This window comes from Martinezella lusitana, assembly GCF_014207095.1.
Lineage (GTDB): Bacteria > Pseudomonadota > Alphaproteobacteria > Rhizobiales > Rhizobiaceae > Rhizobium > Rhizobium lusitanum_B.
In genome coordinates this window covers 13,359-30,718 of sequence record NZ_JACHBG010000039.1, presented here as the reverse complement: position 1 = coordinate 30,718, position 17,360 = coordinate 13,359, and the positions used below count along the sequence as shown (strand labels likewise).

Sequence of the window (17,360 nt, the reverse complement as noted above, 5' to 3'; positions counted from 1 at the left end):
TGATGCTGGCCTCCATTCCAGCATCAATGATCAATCACAAATCTGCTGATTTGGGAATCCCGCAACGATTCCGATAAGAAATGATCCGCTCTAGGCAACCCAAACGAAAACCCCGGCCAGAAGCCGGGGTTTGTCTTTCAAGAGCCTTACTCCGCCGCCACAGCCGGCGGCAGCTGGATGGTATTGTCCTGCTCTTCGGCCTGATCCTTGGCTGGCGGCTCTGCCGACTTGTGCTTCGGTTCGCGGCCGAAGAACAGCGCATAACCAGCAGGCAACACGAAGATCGTAAGGATCGTCGCCACCAGGATACCGCCCATCATCGCATAGGCGAGCGGACCCCAGAAGACGCCGCGCGAGATCGGGATCAGCGCCAGCACGGCGGTCAGCGCCGTCAGCATGATCGGACGGAAACGACGCACGGCCGAGCCGATGATCGCCTCGCTTCGCTCCATCCCCGCCGCGATATCCTGGTCGATCTGGTCGACGAGGATAATCGAGTTGCGGATGATGATGCCGAGCAGCGCGATGACGCCGAGGATCGCCACGAAGCCGAACGGCGCACCGCTGATCAAGAGAGCTGCCGCCGCACCGATGATGCCGAGCGGACCAGTCGCCAGCACCAGCATCGCCTTGCCGAAGTGCTGCAGCTGCGCCATCAGGAGCACGACGATGATGACGAGCATGATCGGCGCCTTGGCGGCAATCGAGGCCTGGCTTTCGGCGCTGTCTTCGGCACCGCCCTGGATCTCGACCTTGTAGCCGGCCGGCAGGCTGTTCCGAAGATCGGCCATGTCATTGTAGAGCTTGGCCGTCACGTCGTTCGACTGCACATTGTCGGGCAAGGTTGCCCGCACCGTGATGGTCGGCAGACGGTCACGGCGCCACTCTATGCCCTGCTCCATGACAGGCACGATCTTGGCGACCTGCGACAACGGAACGAAACCGCCCGAGTCTGTCGGGATATAGATCGAGTTGACCGAGGTCAGCAGATGGCGGCTCTCCTCCGGCTCGCGGGCAACGATCCCGACGGTTTCTTCGCCTTCGCGATAATTGTCGAGCGTGAAGCCGGACATGGAGGCCTGCAGCATCTGGCGGATACGCTGCGAGGTGACGCCGAGCGCGCGGGCACGATCCTGGTCGATGACCAATTTCATGGCAGGCACCTGCTCGAGCCAGTCGTCATGGATGGCGCCGAGCAGCGGATTCTGGGCAAAGCGTTGCTTCACCTGATCGGCTATGTGGCGAACTTCCTGCCGATCCGGACCCATGACGCGCATCTGCACGGGCCAACCGGTAGGCGGACCAAGGAACAGGCGGTCAACCTTGCCGCGGACGGCGGGGAAGTCCTCTGCCAGAATGTTGCGCATCTTGGCAATCAACCGCTCGCGGGCCGGCTCATCCTTGGCCATGACCAGCAGCTGGGCATAGTTCGGGTTCGTCAGCTGCTGGTCGAGCGGCAGGAAGAAGCGCGGCGCGCCCTGGCCGACATAGGTGGCGATGAAACGCTTGTCCGGATCGTCGGCCATGCGTGCTTCCAGAGCCTGAGCCTGGCGCTCGACTTCCTTGATGCTGGTGCCTTCTGGCAGCCACAAGTCCACCAGAATTTCCGGACGTGACGACTGCGGGAAGAAGTTCTGCGGAATGAACTGGAAAGACCAGAGGCTGCCGACAAAGGCGGCAAGCGTCAGAAGCAGGACGATGACGCGATGACGTACCGCCCATGCGACCGACGAATGCAGGCGGCGATAGAAGCGCGTATCGAACACGTCATGATGCTCTCCGGCATGATGCCGCTGCTTGAGGATCATGTAACCGAGCCATGGCGTGAAATAAACGGCCACGAACCAGGAGACGACGAGCGCAATGCCGACGACGTAGAACAGCGAGCGGACATACTCGCCGGCCGTCGATGCCGCAAAGCCCACCGGAATGAAGCCGGCCGTGGTGATCAGCGTACCCGTCAACATCGGGAAAGCGGTCGAGGAATAGGCGAAGCTGGCGGCATCGAGCTTCACCAGCCCCTCCTCCAGCTTGCGCTCCATGAGCTCGACCACGATCATGGCGTCATCGACCAAGAGGCCGAGCGCGATGATGAGCGCACCAAGCGAGATACGCTGCAGATCGATGCCGAGTTCGTACATGATGGCAAAGGTGGCGGCGAGCACCAGCGGAATGGCGATCGCGATCACGAGACCCGAGCGCCAGCCGATCGACAGGAACGAGACGATCAGCACGATGACGAGAGCTTCGCCGAGCGCATGCATGAACTCGCTGATGGCGTCGGTGACGACGTCGGGCTGGTTGGCGATCTGGTCGACTTGAACGCCGACCGGCAGCGAGGCTTCGAAGCGCTTGTAGGTCTCCTCGACGGACTTGCCGACATCGGTCACCTTGAAGCCCGGAGCCATGACGACGCCCAGCTGCACGCTCGGATGACCGTTGTAGAGGAACTTGGCGGTGTAAGGATCCTGCAGGCCGGCGGTGACGCTGGCGATGTCGCCGAGGCGCGTGACCTGGCCGCCAGCGGTCAGCCGCAGGTTCTTGATGTCTTCGATCTTGTTGACATCGCCCCCGACCGAGATGCGTACCGAGCGCGTGCTGGTATCGACATTGCCGGCAGGATCGACATTGTTCTGGCCGACAATGGCATTTCTCAAGTCGTTGAGCGTCAATCCACGCTCGGCCAGAACCTTGGAGGAGACGTCGATATAGATCTGCTCCGCTTGGTCGCCGATGATGGTGGCCTTCTCGACACCGGGTGTCGAAAGCAGCATATCGCGCGCCTGGATGGCGAATTTCTTCAGCTCCGGATAGCTATATCCGTCGCCGCTGATCGAATGCAGCGTGATGAAAGTGTCGCCGAATTCATCGTTGAAATAGGGACCGAGCAGGCCGGACGGCAGCTCGTTGCCGATGTCGCCGACCTTCTTGCGGATCTGGTAGAAGGCATCCTTCACCTCGGCCGTGTTGGTATCGCCCTTGATCTGGACGGTCGTGATGGCAAAGCCGGCGCGGGTGTAGGATTTGACCCAATCGAGATGCGGCGTTTCCTGCAGCTTGCGCTCGATCTTGTTGACCACCTGGTCTTCCATGTCCTGCAAGGAAGCGCCGGGCCACACGGTCTGCACGACCATGACACGGAAGGTGAAATCCGGGTCTTCCTTCTGGCCCATATGGGTCAGGCCGAGCGCGCCTGCGATGATGATGAGCCCGAACAGGAAACGCGCAATGCTGGGATGGGCGATCGCCCAACGCGACAGATTGAACCGCTTCCTCTCGCCGGAGGTGCTATTGATGGACATGATGTCGTCCCCTCGATCCGGGTCAGCGTACGATATCCGCCGAAGCGGCTTTGGTTTCAGCGGAGGCCTGCTGGGCTGACGCAGCCGAAAGCTTGACCTTCATGTTCTCGGTCATGAATTGCGTGCCGGCGGCAACGACAACATCGCCGGCCTTGAGGCCATCGGCGATCCTGACGCCGTCATCGGCGAAATCGGCAACCTTGATGGCGCGGGAATGAACCGTGCCGGCGCTGCGATCGACGAGCCAGACGATCTTCTGTCCGTCCTTCTGCGCAAGCGCGCTCAGAGGAATGGAAACATAGGGCTGGGTATTGTCGGCGAGCGCCTCGATCGTCGCAGTCATGCCGAGCAGCACGCGCGCATCGTTCGGCAGGCTGACACGCACGGCGAAGGTGCGCGACTGATCGGCGCTGCCGGAAACTTCCCGCACCTTTCCGTCAAGCACGAGGGCCGAGTCGGACCAGAAGCGCGCCTTGACGTTCTTGCCGACCTTGAACTGGGCGATGTCCATTTCCGGCACCGCGACCTGCACTTCCTTCTCACCATCAACAGCGACGGTAACGACCGGAGTGCCCGAGGCGACCACCTGGCCGACATCGGCATTGATCGATGTGACGATGCCGTTCATGTCCGAGGTCAGGTCCGCATAGGTAACCTGATTCTTGGCCTCGGTCAGTGCGGAAGCAGCGGAATCCCGCGACGAAACGGCTTGCTCATAGGAGAGCTCCGCCTGTTCGAGCTGCGACTTGGAGGTGACATTCTTGTCAAACAGCGCCTGCGCACGATTGCGGGCAAGCTCGGCCGTCTGCACCTGCTTTTCCGCCGAATCCAGACTTGCCTGCGAGCGGCGCACGGCAAGCGTATAATCCGTCGGATCGATGCGGGCGAGCACGTCGCCCGGCTTCACTCTCTGGCCGATATCCACCTTGCGCTCGACGATCTTGCCGTTGACCCGGAAGCCGAGGTTCATATCCGTCCGCGCCTTGACTGCACCGGAATAATCGAGCTTGCGTGTCGTATCCGCCTTGGCGATCTCGACCACCTTCACCGGCCGGATGACCTCCGCTGTCTCTTCCTTCTTCTCATTGCAGCCAGAAAGTCCGAGCCCGAGGGCGGCAATGAAAGCCGCGCCGGCGAAGGCCCGTAGGGTGTTGGTCGTCAGCGAAACCATGTCGCTCTCCTAGTCGAACAAAAGAGTGAAAGCGCGCCGGCCATCCGGTGCGCGCGTTGTTATTTTTTCAAGGCCCTGATGGCGAACTCGATAATGTCTTCGGGTCTGGCCTCATGTGTTTTGTTGAGGCACTGCGCCACCATCTGCGGGTGACAGAGATTGACGGTCGCTGCGCCGTAGCACATGGCTGCGATATGCGGATCCTGCTCGACGAACTCGCCGGCGGCGATCCCCTCGGCGATGATCTCGCCAGTCAGCTCCTGGATGCGTTCGATAAATTTTTCGATGACGTGCCATTCGCGTTCGATGGCGACAACGACCATCTCATGGACCTTCTGCTCATCGAGCATGTTCTCCACGGTTATTCTGTATTGACCCATCGTGTAGGCCCGCAGCCGGTCGGCCGCGCTGATCGGCTGTTTGCGGATCGCAAGCGCCATCTGGTAGCTCTGCTCAAGCATCCGCCCGCAAATGGCCTGATGAATCTCCGTTTTCGAACCGAAGAAACGATAGATATTCGCCGTCGACATGCCGAGGTCGCGGGCAATGTCGGCCACATTGGTCTTGCTGTAACCGTAGTGACGAAAGAGCTTTTCAGCCGCATCGAGAATGCGCGCGATGTTTTCCTGGCGCGCAGGATCGGCGCTGACATCGGGAAGATCGAGCATGAACAGAACCTGATGGTTTACGAGTGACGATTTTCAATTTTCGTCACTCGTAAACCATCAAGGCGCCGATGTCAACGAAATCGCCTACAACCGCAGGCAGTTTTTGGATGCTAATGAATATGCCGAGGGTGCGCCCGACAACCTGAAACAAGGGTTAAGTGATCGCAAAACGTTCCGCGCAATCGCGCGGAAGCGTCCCAAATTCTGCTGTGCGAGCGGTAGGAGCCGGATCAGATGCCTATAAGTCTCGGGCGGAAGCGACGAATGCTGAGATAGCCCACAAGCAGGCAGACCACCAGCAGCGCTAGCTGCGCCGCAACGATCGGCGATTCATTACCGCTGGGCGCCAGCGCATTGAGTGCCGGTATCTTCTGAAACGACTGTATGATCAGCACCAGACAGTTGAAGAAGAGCAGCACTAGTGCACCCACCACGAAGACGGGCCGCCAGATGCCGGCGAGATGAAACCTGTAGCGCGCCAGCGCGGTTGGTATGAAAATGAGAACACAGAGGCTGCCGACAATGATCGCCGGCGTGACACCGTGAAACAGAAACAGAAAACCGGTCAAGCTGGTGAGAATGGTCGTGACCATATAGAGCATCGTCGACCGGTCGTGACGGTTGGCGGTAAGAAAGCCCTGCGCGACAACGATGCCGCTCACGATGGCAATCAAGCTTATGACGACGTGAATTAAGAGAATTCCTGACATTCGCCCCTCCCCTGGGCACCGCATTCCAATGAATGACAGCCCAATGCCCGAATGCGGAATATATACGAAACGCGCCGCGCCAACCAGCGCGGCGCAAAGAGCCGAAACAGCCCTGTCAGACAGAGTGAACTTCCAGCGAGATGGGAACGGAAGCGAGAGCCTTCGAAACCGGGCAACCAGCCTTGGCCTTGCTGGCGAGTTCGGTAAACGTGGCTTCGTCGGCGCCGGGGATCCGGCCCTTTAAGGTCAGATGGATTGCGGTGATGGCAAAGCCACCCTCGACGCTTTCAAGCGTGACCTTGGCAGTCGTCTCCATGCTCTCGGCGGTGAAACCAGCCTCATTAAGGATCAGCGACAGGGCCATGGTGAAGCAGCCGGCGTGTGCAGCCCCGATCAGCTCTTCCGGATTGGTGCCGGGGACGCCTTCGAAGCGGCTGGCAAAACCATAGGGGTAATTGTTGAGCGCGCCGCTCTGGGTCGAGATCTGGCCTTTGCCATCCTTCAAACCGCCGGACCATTGAGCCGAACCTGTACGATTGATCTGCATGTCGTCCTCCTTGTCGTTGAGCTGAGTTTTGGAAGCAGAATCCTCGCCTCCCGCGATGATCCGGCGGCGGCATTTGCGCACACCGCGCGGACATCCTAATCCTTCTATCCGTCGAAGACGACGCCGCCATAACAGGAACGTAGCCGACTTCGACAAAGCGCAAGACAGCGAATTGTTCCTGTCCGCGATGGGTTGATGCCATTTAATCATCATACAATATCATTGCTAATGTATGATGATTGGAGTATCTTAGCTTCGATAGGAAATGCGCTTGGGTATCGGCTCCGACATCGCAGGATATGTCCCGCGCGCACATTGGTCCGGAGGAGATAGGGTGGATTCGGTTGAAGGACAGGGGCGTGCCTCCGCGGCTGAGCCGGCGCGCCGACCACGCGTCCGCAGGAACGTGACAACCTCGATCGCCGAAGACATCTGCTCGGAACGCTATCCCTCGGGTTCGATATTGCCGCGGGAGAACGATCTCTGCGCGCTGTATGGCGTCAGCCGCACGGTGATCCGCGAATCCCTTAAAGTACTGGAATCCAAGGGCCTCGTACGCGGCAAGCCGCGCATCGGCACCTCCGTCTGCGAAAAGGACGACTGGAACATCCTCGATCAGGACGTGCTCGAATGGATGGGTCCTTATATCGCGGCATTCGATATTCTCGGCTCCATTCTGGAGGCACGCCGCACCATCGAGCCTGCTGCTGCCGAATATGCAGCGGAACGGGCCACTGCCCAGGAAATTGCCGATCTCGACAACGCCTGGCGGCAGATGCGCGATAGCAGCCACGACCCCGAAAGCTTCACCGAAGCCGACGTGACTTTCCATAAAGTCTTGTTGAGCGCCAGCCACAATCAGGTGTTCCGGCGCCTGTCGAGTGCCATGCATGCCGGCCTCAGATATGCGTTGCACGCCTCGAATGTCGCCGCCTACAGCCGCGACGAGGCGATCGTCGTGCACGGTCAATTGGTGGAGGCGCTGCGCCTGCGCGACCGCGCCGCCGCCCGTGACTGTGCCAATCGCATGCTCGATCTCGCCGCCCGTGACCTTGCCGCCGAACGAGGGCCGGAATGCGGGCGAAAAGCAAATTCCGAACCTCCGACCTCCGCGGCACCGCGCCGCTGATACAATCCGAAGCCGAAGTGGAAGCAATCCCATGAAGATCACGAAACTGACGACCTATATAGTGCCGCCACGGTGGCTGTTCCTGAAGATCGAGACGGACGAAGGCATCGTCGGCTGGGGCGAGCCCGTGGTGGAAGGCCGTGCGCTGACCGTGCAGGCCGCCGTCCACGAGCTTGAGGACTACCTGATCGGCAAGGATCCCTTCCTGATCGAGGATCACTGGAACGTCATGTATCGCGCCGGCTTCTATCGCGGCGGCGCCGTCCACATGTCGGCACTTGCCGGCATCGACCAGGCGCTCTGGGACATCAAGGGCAAGGCACTCGGTCAGCCGATCCATTCGCTGCTCGGCGGCCAGGTGCGCGACAAGATCAAGGTTTACTCCTGGATCGGCGGCGACCGCCCCTCCGACGTCGCCAACAATGCCAAGGAAGTCGTTGCCCGCGGCTTCAAGGCGATCAAGCTCAACGGCTGCGAGGAAATGCAGATCGTCGACACCTATGACAAGGTGGAAAAGGCCGTCGAGACCATCGCCACCATCCGCGAAGCGATCGGCCCCTATATCGGCATTGGCGTCGATTTCCACGGCCGCGTCCATCGGCCGATGGCCAAGGTTCTCGCCAAGGAGCTCGAGCCCTACAAGCTGCTCTTCATCGAGGAGCCGGTGCTGTCGGAAAACCGCGAGGCGCTGAAGGAAATCGCAAATCATTGCTCGACGCCGATCGCGCTTGGCGAGCGCCTCTATTCGCGCTGGGATTTCAAGTCGGTCCTCTCGGATGGCTATGTCGACATTCTCCAGCCTGATCTCTCGCATGCCGGCGGCATCACCGAGTGCCGCAAGATCGCGGCCATGGCCGAAGCCTATGACGTGGCGCTGGCCCCGCATTGCCCGCTCGGCCCAATCGCGCTTGCCGCCTGCCTGCAGGTCGATGCCGTCAGCTACAATGCCTTCATCCAGGAGCAGAGCCTCGGCATCCACTACAACAAGGGCAACGACATCCTCGACTACATCTCCAACAAGGAGGTGTTCCACTATGCCGACGGCTTCGTCTCGATCCCGCAGGGTCCGGGCCTCGGCATCGAAGTGGATGAGGCCTATGTCATCGAGCGCGCCAAGGAAGGCCATCGCTGGCGCAACCCGGTCTGGCGTCACGAGGACGGCAGCGTTGCCGAGTGGTAGGATGATGGCCCTTTCCTGACGGACGAAGGGCCAGACATTCCAAAATGATTGAAGGCCCGGTTGCTGCAGATCTGCGCTACCGGGCCTTTTCTTTGACCAGTGCTCTTCTTAAGTCCGGCACCTTTCCCCTTTGCCGCTCGGCGGCGAAGATGGCTGCGAAACCGGCCTCCTTCATCAGGTCGGCCTCGCCGCACTTCAACGGTGCGGCGAAACTCCCGATGTTGGCGTTGAGCCGATTTCCCGTTCCTCAAAAAAATAGCGCCTGCAGTATCGGCGCAGATACTGCAGGCGCGTCATGCGTCTCAACAAGCCCCCAGGGAGACGCATTCCCAGAACATGATCACCAAAGGCGTGGAGTGCCCTTTAGCTGAGATCATGCTCAAGCAGGCAATTTCAGACTTACTCCCGTTCGCCGGTGAGGTTCAGCAGCAGCTGGAAGATGTTGACGAAGTTCAGGTAGAGCGACAGGGCACCGAAGACGGCGAGCTTCTGCTGCGATTCCTGATCGTGGTTTTCGGCATACTGTTCCTTGATGCTCTGCGTATCCCAGGCGGTCAGACCGACGAAGACGACGATACCGATCACCGAGATGGCGAACTGCAGCGCGCTCGAACCCAGGAAGATATTGACGATGCTGGCGATGATCACACCGAACAGACCCATCATCAGGAACGAGCCGATGTTGGAAAGGTCACGCTTCGTCGTGTAACCATAAAAGCTGGTCGCGCCGAACATGGTCGCGGCGATGAAGAAGGTGCGTGCGATGCTCGTGCCGGTGAAGACGAGGAAGACAGAAGCCAGCGACAGGCCCATGACGGCACAGAACGCCCAGAACATCATCTGCGCCGTGCTCGCCGACATCGTCTGGATGCGGAACGAGAAGAAGAACACGAAGGCGAGCGGCGCCAGCATGACAACCCACTTCAGCGGCGTCTGGAAGATCGGCACGTACAGCGCCGGCGTCGTGCCGACGATCATCGCGACGATACCCGTCAAGACCAGACCGATACCCATGTAGTTATAAACGCGCAGCATGTGCTGGCGCAGACCTTCGTCGAAGAGCGCCTGCGAGCCTGCGCCGGCTCCGTAGCCGTATCGCGGATTGGTCGGATTCATGGTCGTTCTCCTTTAATTCAAACTAGTACAGGCTGCGGGCAAGCTTCTTGGCATCGCCATCGAGCTGCCCCGCCTTGCCGTTACCGATCAACGCATAGGCGACTTCACCGATCTGCCAGTAGGCAGCCTGGACGTCGTCACGCTTGACGTGATTGACCTCCTGCACGGCGAAATTGCCCGGACGGACGGCGAAAAGTGACAAATGCCCATCCTCGCCAGCGTCGACCATCATTTCGACGCTCGGACCGAACTCGGACGGATAAATCTGCGCGTCGGTGACGCGCCAGTCGCCCGGCAGATCCGGCAGGACGATCGCCGTCGATGCGCGGATTTCTTCCGGATTGTAATTCTCGGCCGCCGTTTGCGGCTTGATCTCTTCCCGCACCGCCGTCGTCTTGTAAGCGCGGAACGCATCGTCGACGAAAGCCGGGGCCGGTACGGAGGCATTGACCGTGCTGGCAGTAAAGGCGCCGAAGGACGTATGCGCGACCCAACCGGTCGTCACCAGCATGGCAACGGCGGCAACCCGCTGGAACGAGCTGAACATGCGCCCGTAGACGAGCCCACGCTCCAGCCGTCGTGCGGCTTCGCGTGTTTCTGCTTTGAGCACCGGGCTTTCGCCGGCCAACGCCATGCGCAACTCGCCGCGAATGCTCATATCTGCCATGACCTTGGCGGCGATCTCCGGATGCTCCGAAAGATAGGACTCCACCTCGACACGACGCGCGACCGACAGCTCGCCATCGACATAGGCGTCGAGATCGGTATCGATGATCGGATCAACGTTTTTCATTGCCGCCTCCCTCGATAAGCCGCAGATGTGAAACCTTGGAGGTAGCCTCCTCGAAATTACGCAGGCTGGCGCGAGCCCGCGCAATGCGGGACATCAGCGTGCCGACAGGAATGCCAAGAGCGGCTGCCGCCTCCTGATAGGAAAGATCCTCGATTGCCACGAGATGCAGCGCCTCGCGCTGTTCCTCGGGCAGACCGAAGAAAGCTTCGCGGACCTGGCTCAGACGCACCGTATGATCCTGCGATGCGGGCAATGCCGGCTCGATCTCGGCGGCCGCTTCCTCGTGACGACGGTTCAGCGACTTCTTCTGGCGGATACGGTCGATATGCACATTGTGCAGGATCGACAGCAGCCAGGTGCGCAGATTGCCGTCACGCCGAAAGGACGCTTTCCGTTCATAGGCCTTGACCAGCGCGTCATGCACCAGATCCTCGGCATCGTCCGCATTGCGCACGAGCGAGCGGGCGTAACGTCTCAGCGAACCGAGCTGCCCCAAAACATCGAATGTGCGTCCTTTGCGTTCCATACACCTATATACGGAAGCACTCCGGCTTCTATTCCATGGCCGACGAATATTTTTTGCTGATTTTTTACATCAGCACGAAATCCTTCGGTTGCGGCAGCGGCGGCAGATCGGTTTCGCCAAGCGCTTCGCGCAGATTGATCTCAATCGTGTCGGCAAGAGCACCGATGGCGAGCGCGTTGGGACGGCGGCCGAAAGGATCCTCCAGCTCGTCGCCCAAGGCATCGAGGCCGAAGAAGGTGTAGGCGATCAGAGCCGTGACGAAGGGCGAGCCCCAGCCGAGCGTATCGACATAGCCGAAGGGTAGCAGGAAGCAGAAGAGATAGGCGGTGCGATGCAGAAGCAGCGTATAGCCGAAGGGTAGCGGCGTGTTCCGGAGACGCTCGCAGGCAGCCTGCGCCGCCCCCATCTGGCCGATGGTGATATCCAGCATCTGATACTGGATATCCGAAATCGCCCCTGCCCCCTTTAGTCGTGCGAGATCGGCAGACATGAGGCGTAGAATGAGATCAGGCCCGTTGCGGGCTGCCTGGTAGAACTCAGCTTCGCTCGGAGTGAGCAGACGCAACACCTTGCCCTCGTCACTGCCGGGCCGCAAAAGACAGACCAGCGCCTGCCCGAAGGCCATGGTCAGGCGCAGCAGATTCTTGCGCGCCTCGACGCCCGCTTCGCCCGCACTCTCCAGCACCAGTGTCTGGCGCGCGAAACCGCGCGTGAGATAGACGAGCTGCCCCCAATCCTTGCGGCCCTCCCACCAGCGGTCGTAGCAGGCATTGTTGCGAAAGCCGAGGAAGATCGAAAGCGCGATGCCGAGTAGCGAAAGCGCCGAACCGTTGAAGGAAATGATGAGGTTCGGCCGCTCCTCATGGCCCCAGACGATGAGCATGGACAGGAGGAAGATGGCAATGATCTGCGGCAGAATGCGCCGGATGATCGAACCGCGGAGGATGAAGAAAAGCTGGAAAAGATTCGGCCGGTCGCGGACGATCATGGCGAAGCGCACTCTCGATGAATGTCAGGTCGCGCAGAAATACACCAGACACGCAGCGAGTAACGAGCATTTCTTGCAAGGCGGCCGTGACCGGCGGACATCGCTCGCCGGTCAGCCGATCACTTCGTTGGTCAGTTCGCGCCGGCGCTCGCAGTCACCAGAACTGGGTCGGCTCGGTAGTCACTGGGAAAGAGATGCTGCAGGTTCTTGATCTTCGGCAGATCGTTGATCACGATATAGGGATAGGTTGGATGCGTCGTCAGGAAATCCTGATGGTAGTTCTCCGCCGCATAAAACTGCCGCGCAGGCTCGATCTTGGTGACGATATTGGCGTCGAAGACCTTGGCGTGATTGAGCTGCTCGATATAGGCGTGGGCTATATCGGCCTGCGACTGGCTGGTCGGGAAAATGGCGGAACGATATTGCGTACCAGTGTCGGGTCCCTGATAATTCAACTCGGTCGGATCATGCGCCACAGAGAAGTAGATCTGCAGCAGATGGCCGTAGCTGATCTTGTGCGGATCGAAGACGATGCGCACGGATTCGGCATGTCCGGTGTCGCCGCCGCTCACCATTTCATAATGGGCCGCATTCTTGCTGCCGCCGGTATAGCCCGATGTCGCGCTGATGACGCCGTTGACGTGCTGGAACACGCCCTGCACGCCCCAGAAGCAACCGCCGGCAAGCACCGCGGTTTCCGTGGCGGCAGATCCTGCCTTTTCATCCATGCTTGGCGCAGGGATGACACGAGCCTCGTCAGCCGAGGCGCGGCCGACAAGTTGCAGCGCAACGCCGGCAAGCAAGACAGCCGCAGCCGTAAGGCCGGCGAAGCGGGTGACACGTCCCGAATAAATGCGGATCAGATCCGTCGATAGAGTCTTCATGATGATTTCCTCTCGACCGCAATGGCAATGCTCCGGTCATAAAGGAATACGGGAAGACAGGCACTTTTGTTACACACGCCCGCGTGTAACACCGAAACGTGAAGAAGCGCAGGCGCTGGTCAGTAGTGCGGCGGCTTGGTGATGGCAGGCGCGTCGAGCGACTGTTCTTCGAGCGTCAGGAAGCGCTCGGTCAGCCGATCGAGCTTCTGGCGCGTCTGCTCGACGACCTTCCATTGCTCCGCGAGCTGGTCGGACAGCTCCTCGATCGTCTTCGCCTGATAAGCGACCGTTTCTTCGAGTGTCGTGATGCGGCTCTGTTCGTCTGACATATCCAATCCTCTTCGGCAGCGATCTATATCACCGATCCCGGCGCGTACAGGCCCCTATTCGCCTATGGCCAGCGGCGGCATCGTTTGACGGTGATGTGACAAAACTGAAAAACAGCTGAAAAGACCCGTTACCTTCCTGACATGGGCGCCTTCTAAAGAGAGCGCAGAGACGCGTCGGTTTGAAGGGAATCCCCTTTTGCAGGCGCGTGATTTCTGACGACTCCGGAGACGCGCCTTGAAGATCATCCAGATCACCGACACCCATTTGAGCCCGAACAAGCCGCATTTCAACGGCAATTGGGAGCCGCTGGCAAAATGGATCGAGGCGAGCGGCGCCGATCTCGTTATTCATACCGGCGATCTGAGCGTCGACGGCGCCGACAAGGATGAAGACCTCATCTTCTCCATGGATCTGATGCGCCAGGTTTCCGTGCCGATGCTGACCGTCCCTGGCAACCACGATGTGGGCCACCTGCCTGGCTCTCATCAGCCTGTCAATCCCGAGCGGCTGGACCGCTGGCGCCGCCTCGTCGGCCCCGACTATTGGGCAAAGGACGTCGACAACTGGCGTCTGATCGGCCTCAACAGCCTGCTGATGGGCTTCGACGATGCCGAAGAGCAGAAGCAGTTCGACTGGTTGCAAGCCATGCTCGAAAGCCGTGGCGAGCGCCGCGTCGCAATCTTTGCCCACAAGCCGCTCTTCGTCGATGCGCCGGATGAAGGCGATACCGGTTACTGGAGCGTGCGCCCGTCACAGCGCCGCCGTCTCTACGATCTGATATCAGCCCACGACGTTGCCCTGTTCGGCAGCGGCCACCTGCACTGGACCTGGGAAGGCCGCTTCAATGATACCAACCTGGTCTGGGCACCGCCCGGCGCCTTCATCCTCGACAAGATGGAACGGGAAATGCCCGGCGAAAGGCTCATCGGCGCTGCGATCCACGAGCTTGGCGAGGCGGTATCGACCGAGATTGTCGCTGTACCCGGCATGACCGCCTACTTCCTCGATGACGTCGTCATGGAAGTCTATCCGCAGGCAGCCCCCAAGGCAAAGAAGGAGCCGGCCGAATGAGCGCCCTTTCCCTTCGCGGCATCGCCAAATCCTTCGGCGGCAACGCCATCCTCATGGGTGTCGACCTCGAAGTCGAGCCCGGCGAATTCATCGCCCTCGTCGGTCCGTCAGGTTGTGGCAAGAGCACGCTGCTGCGCATCCTCGCCGGCCTTGACCATGCCGATAGCGGCGAAATCGTCCTCGGCGGCAACGACGTATCAGGCGTTGCGGCGGCGGACCGCAACATCGCCATGGTCTTCCAGTCCTACGCGCTCTATCCGCACTTGACGGCCTCGGAAAACATCGCCGTGCCGCTCGCCATGCGCCGCCTGTCGCGCATCCAGCGCCTGCCGTTCGTAGGCTCGCTGATCCCCGGCCAACGCGCAGCCCGCACCGGCATCATCCGCGATGTCCGCGAAATGGCGACATCGCTGAAGATCGACCATTTGCTCGACCGCAAGCCCGGCCAGATGTCCGGCGGCCAGCGTCAGCGCGTCGCGCTGGCCCGCGCCATGGTGCGCCGTCCCGCCGTTTTCCTCATGGACGAGCCGCTTTCCAATCTCGATGCCAATCTGCGCGTCCACGCCCGCGGCGAGATCGTCGATCTGCATCGCCGCGCCGGTGTGCCGACAGTCTACGTCACGCACGATCAGGCTGAGGCGCTGTCGATGGCGGATCGCGTCGCCGTTATGATCGGCGGACAGCTGCTGCAGCTCGCCTCTCCCCAAACGATCTATGATGACCCGGCTCATGTCGAAGTTGCCCGCTTCGTCGGCCAGCCGCGCATCAACCTGCTGCCGGCGCTCGCCGAAAACGGCATCGTCGCCTTCGGCGGCATCCGCCTGGCGCTCGAAGACAGCAGCTTTGCCGGCCGCAACGTCACGCTCGGCATCCGCCCGGAGTTCGTGAGCCTCGCTCAAAATCGCCAGGATGCGCTCGCAGCCCATATCGAGCGCATGGAATTCCTCGGCTCCGAGGTCATCCTTTATGCCAAGCTCGACGCGATCGGCGAAACCATGATCGTCAAACTAACTCCTGCCGAGGCTGCCGGTCTTTCTGCCGGCATGCCTGTGGCGCTGTCGCTTGCAGCCGAGCAGGCCCTGGTTTTTGCCGAAGACGGCCGTCGCCTGCGCGCCGTCCCGACGACGGTTGATGCTCGCAGGGAGAAGGCGCATGGCTAGCATTGCCGCCACGTCCCTGCCAATGCAGACGGCCGCGGCCCGCGAACGAAGCGAAGCTCGTACGGCTCTCCTCTTCGCGCTACCCGCCATCATACTGATCGTGCTCTTCATCATCGTGCCGATCATCGCCGTCGTCGTACTCGGCTTTACGGATTTTCAGCTCGGCGACAAAAGTCTGCGTTTCGTCGCCTTTGAAAACTACGCGCATCTGCTCAAGGATCGCGCCTTCATCAAGTCGCTCTGGAATACGGCGACCTATACCGCCATCGTAGCACCCGTCTCGATCGTACTCGGCCTCGGTGTCGCGCTCCTGATCGAAAGCGAAGGCATCGGCCGCAGCTTCTTCCGCACGGCCTATTTCCTGCCCGTCGCCTCGCTGATCGTCGCTATGGCGACCGTGTGGCAGTATCTCTTCCATCCCACGATCGGTCCGATCAACGCGCTTCTCGCCGAGATCGGCGTGCGCGGACCGAACTGGCTCGGCTCTTCGGCGACCGCACTTTACAGCCTGTCGATCATCGGCGTCTGGCAGTCGGTCGGCTTCAACATGGTGCTGTTTCTCGCCGGCCTCACCGCCATCCCGCGCGAGCTTTATGCCGCAGCCGAAGTGGATGGCGCAAAGTCGTCCTTCGACCGCTTCTGGCTCGTCACCTGGCCGATGCTCGGGCCGACGACGCTCTTCGTCACGACCATCAGCATCATCAACGCGGTGAAGGTTTTCGACACCGTGAAGGCTTTGACCGACGGCGGCCCTAACCATGCCTCCGAAGTGCTGCTCTTCACCATCTACCAGGAAGGCTTCGTCTATCTCCGAGTCGGCTATGCCTCGGCGATGACCACGGTATTTCTCGCCATCCTGGTGGTGCTGACCTTCCTGCAATATCGCGTCCAAGACCGGCAGGTGCATTACACATGACCTCGACAGGCTTCACTCCCGGCCGCATCCTGCGCCTCGCGATCCTGATCCTCGGCTCGCTCATCTTCCTGGCGCCATACATCTTCATGATCTCGACGGCCGGCAAGGCACAGGACGATATCTTCACCTCGGCGCTGAAGCTGATCCCGACGCATTTCTTCTACGTCGAGAACATCGCCAAGGCGCTGAGCAAGGTGTCGATGGGCACGCTGCTCTTCAACGGCGTCCTCGTCTGTGGGCTGATCTTCTTCTTCCAGGTGCTGATCGCCATTCCCTGCGCCTACGCCATGGCAAAGCTGAAGTTCCCGGCTGCCCGCGTCATGATGGTGCTGATCATGCTCGGCCTGCTGATCCCGATCCATGCGACGGCGCTGCCGCTCTATGTCGGCTTCAACAACCTGTCGCTCCTGAATAGCTACACGGCTCTCGTCGCGCCCTTCTCGATCTCGGTCTTCGCGATCTTCATGTTCCTGCAGTTCTTCCGCGCCATGCCTGACGATCTGATCCATGCCGCTCGTCTCGACGGCATGTCGGAACTCGGCATAGTCGCCCGCGTCATCGTGCCGAATGCCTGGCCGGCGGTGACGGCCTTCGCAATCTTCTCGGTCGTCGCGCACTGGAACGACCTCTACTGGCCGCTGATCGTCATCAGCAAGCAGGACTATTTCACGCCACCGCTGGGCCTCATGTATTTCCGTGCGGCCGAGGCCGGCGACGACTACGGCGCGCTCATGGCGGCAACCCTCATCATCACCCTTCCCCTCGTCGCAGCATTCCTTCTCGCACAGAAGCGTTTCGTCGAGGGCATCACAATGACCGGTCTCAAAGGCTGATCGGTTCGCCTAGAGCGGATGATTTCAGGTCGCATC

General features: G+C 60.5%; 17 protein-coding genes. 6 read left to right on the top strand and 11 right to left on the bottom strand.

Annotation, left to right across the window (positions count from 1 at the left end):
* Positions 1-146: 146 nt before the first annotated feature.
* The 5 genes from GGD46_RS32680 to GGD46_RS32660 form a co-directional block, all read right to left on the bottom strand.
* Entirely contained in the window at positions 147-3,302 is a 3,156-nt protein-coding gene (locus GGD46_RS32680; RefSeq protein WP_184711398.1) for an efflux RND transporter permease subunit, read from the bottom strand.
* Between the two features lie 22 nt (positions 3,303-3,324).
* Entirely contained in the window at positions 3,325-4,473 is a 1,149-nt protein-coding gene (locus tag GGD46_RS32675; protein ID WP_184711396.1) for an efflux RND transporter periplasmic adaptor subunit, read from the bottom strand.
* 59 nt (positions 4,474-4,532) lie between these two features.
* Positions 4,533-5,141, bottom strand: a complete 609-nt coding sequence (locus GGD46_RS32670) for a TetR family transcriptional regulator (RefSeq protein WP_184711394.1) — start codon at positions 5,139-5,141, stop codon at positions 4,533-4,535.
* A 230-nt stretch (positions 5,142-5,371) separates the two neighbouring features.
* A complete protein-coding gene (locus tag GGD46_RS32665; RefSeq protein ID WP_184711392.1) occupies positions 5,372-5,851 on the bottom strand; it encodes a hypothetical protein in 480 nt (159 codons plus the stop codon).
* A gap of 115 nt (positions 5,852-5,966) precedes the next feature.
* Positions 5,967-6,398, bottom strand: coding sequence for an OsmC family protein (locus GGD46_RS32660; RefSeq protein ID WP_184711390.1), 432 nt, complete (start codon positions 6,396-6,398; stop codon positions 5,967-5,969).
* Positions 6,399-6,732: 334 nt separating this feature from the next.
* Between GGD46_RS32660 and GGD46_RS32655 the strand changes: the two genes are divergently transcribed.
* Both GGD46_RS32655 and dgoD read left to right on the top strand, forming a co-directional pair.
* Positions 6,733-7,527 carry a FadR/GntR family transcriptional regulator gene (locus GGD46_RS32655; RefSeq protein ID WP_313206354.1) on the top strand — a complete coding sequence of 265 codons (795 nt, stop codon included), beginning with the start codon at positions 6,733-6,735 and terminating at the stop codon, positions 7,525-7,527.
* Positions 7,528-7,558: 31 nt separating this feature from the next.
* Complete coding sequence (gene dgoD, locus GGD46_RS32650) at positions 7,559-8,707, top strand: galactonate dehydratase (RefSeq protein ID WP_112502608.1); 1,149 nt, start codon at positions 7,559-7,561, stop codon at positions 8,705-8,707.
* 399 nt (positions 8,708-9,106) lie between these two features.
* Here dgoD and GGD46_RS32645 read toward each other — a convergent pair whose 3' ends face one another.
* From GGD46_RS32645 to GGD46_RS32620, 6 genes are all read right to left on the bottom strand, one after another.
* Positions 9,107-9,823, bottom strand: coding sequence for a Bax inhibitor-1/YccA family protein (locus GGD46_RS32645; RefSeq protein WP_184711386.1), 717 nt, complete (start codon positions 9,821-9,823; stop codon positions 9,107-9,109).
* A gap of 22 nt (positions 9,824-9,845) precedes the next feature.
* Positions 9,846-10,616, bottom strand: coding sequence for an anti-sigma factor family protein (locus tag GGD46_RS32640; RefSeq protein ID WP_184711384.1), 771 nt, complete (start codon positions 10,614-10,616; stop codon positions 9,846-9,848).
* Positions 10,603-11,142 (bottom strand): sigma-70 family RNA polymerase sigma factor, encoded by a 540-nt coding sequence (locus GGD46_RS32635; RefSeq protein WP_184711382.1) that lies wholly within the window; start codon positions 11,140-11,142, stop codon positions 10,603-10,605. Before GGD46_RS32635 ends, GGD46_RS32640 begins: the two co-directional genes overlap by 14 nt.
* 64 nt (positions 11,143-11,206) lie before the next feature.
* Entirely contained in the window at positions 11,207-12,130 is a 924-nt protein-coding gene (locus tag GGD46_RS32630) for a bestrophin family protein (RefSeq protein WP_184711380.1), read from the bottom strand.
* 131 nt (positions 12,131-12,261) lie between these two features.
* Entirely contained in the window at positions 12,262-13,014 is a 753-nt protein-coding gene (gene msrA / locus GGD46_RS32625; RefSeq protein WP_184711378.1) for a peptide-methionine (S)-S-oxide reductase MsrA, read from the bottom strand.
* A gap of 119 nt (positions 13,015-13,133) precedes the next feature.
* Positions 13,134-13,343 (bottom strand): SlyX family protein, encoded by a 210-nt coding sequence (locus GGD46_RS32620; RefSeq protein ID WP_184711376.1) that lies wholly within the window; start codon positions 13,341-13,343, stop codon positions 13,134-13,136.
* Between the two features lie 235 nt (positions 13,344-13,578).
* Between GGD46_RS32620 and GGD46_RS32615 the strand changes: the two genes are divergently transcribed.
* Genes GGD46_RS32615 through GGD46_RS32600 form a run of 4 tightly spaced genes read left to right on the top strand, consistent with a single transcriptional unit; the run spans position 13,579 to position 17,324 of the window.
* Positions 13,579-14,415: a metallophosphoesterase gene (locus GGD46_RS32615; RefSeq protein WP_184711374.1), complete on the top strand. Its 837-nt coding sequence runs from the start codon at positions 13,579-13,581 to the stop codon at positions 14,413-14,415.
* Positions 14,412-15,575 (top strand): ABC transporter ATP-binding protein, encoded by a 1,164-nt coding sequence (locus GGD46_RS32610; protein ID WP_184711372.1) that lies wholly within the window; start codon positions 14,412-14,414, stop codon positions 15,573-15,575. Before GGD46_RS32615 ends, GGD46_RS32610 begins: the two co-directional genes overlap by 4 nt.
* Positions 15,568-16,491 (top strand): carbohydrate ABC transporter permease, encoded by a 924-nt coding sequence (locus tag GGD46_RS32605; protein WP_184711370.1) that lies wholly within the window; start codon positions 15,568-15,570, stop codon positions 16,489-16,491. The genes GGD46_RS32610 and GGD46_RS32605 overlap by 8 nt, the downstream gene beginning before the upstream one ends.
* Positions 16,488-17,324: a carbohydrate ABC transporter permease gene (locus GGD46_RS32600; RefSeq protein WP_184711368.1), complete on the top strand. Its 837-nt coding sequence runs from the start codon at positions 16,488-16,490 to the stop codon at positions 17,322-17,324. The genes GGD46_RS32605 and GGD46_RS32600 overlap by 4 nt, the downstream gene beginning before the upstream one ends.
* The last annotated feature ends 36 nt before the right edge of the window (positions 17,325-17,360 follow it).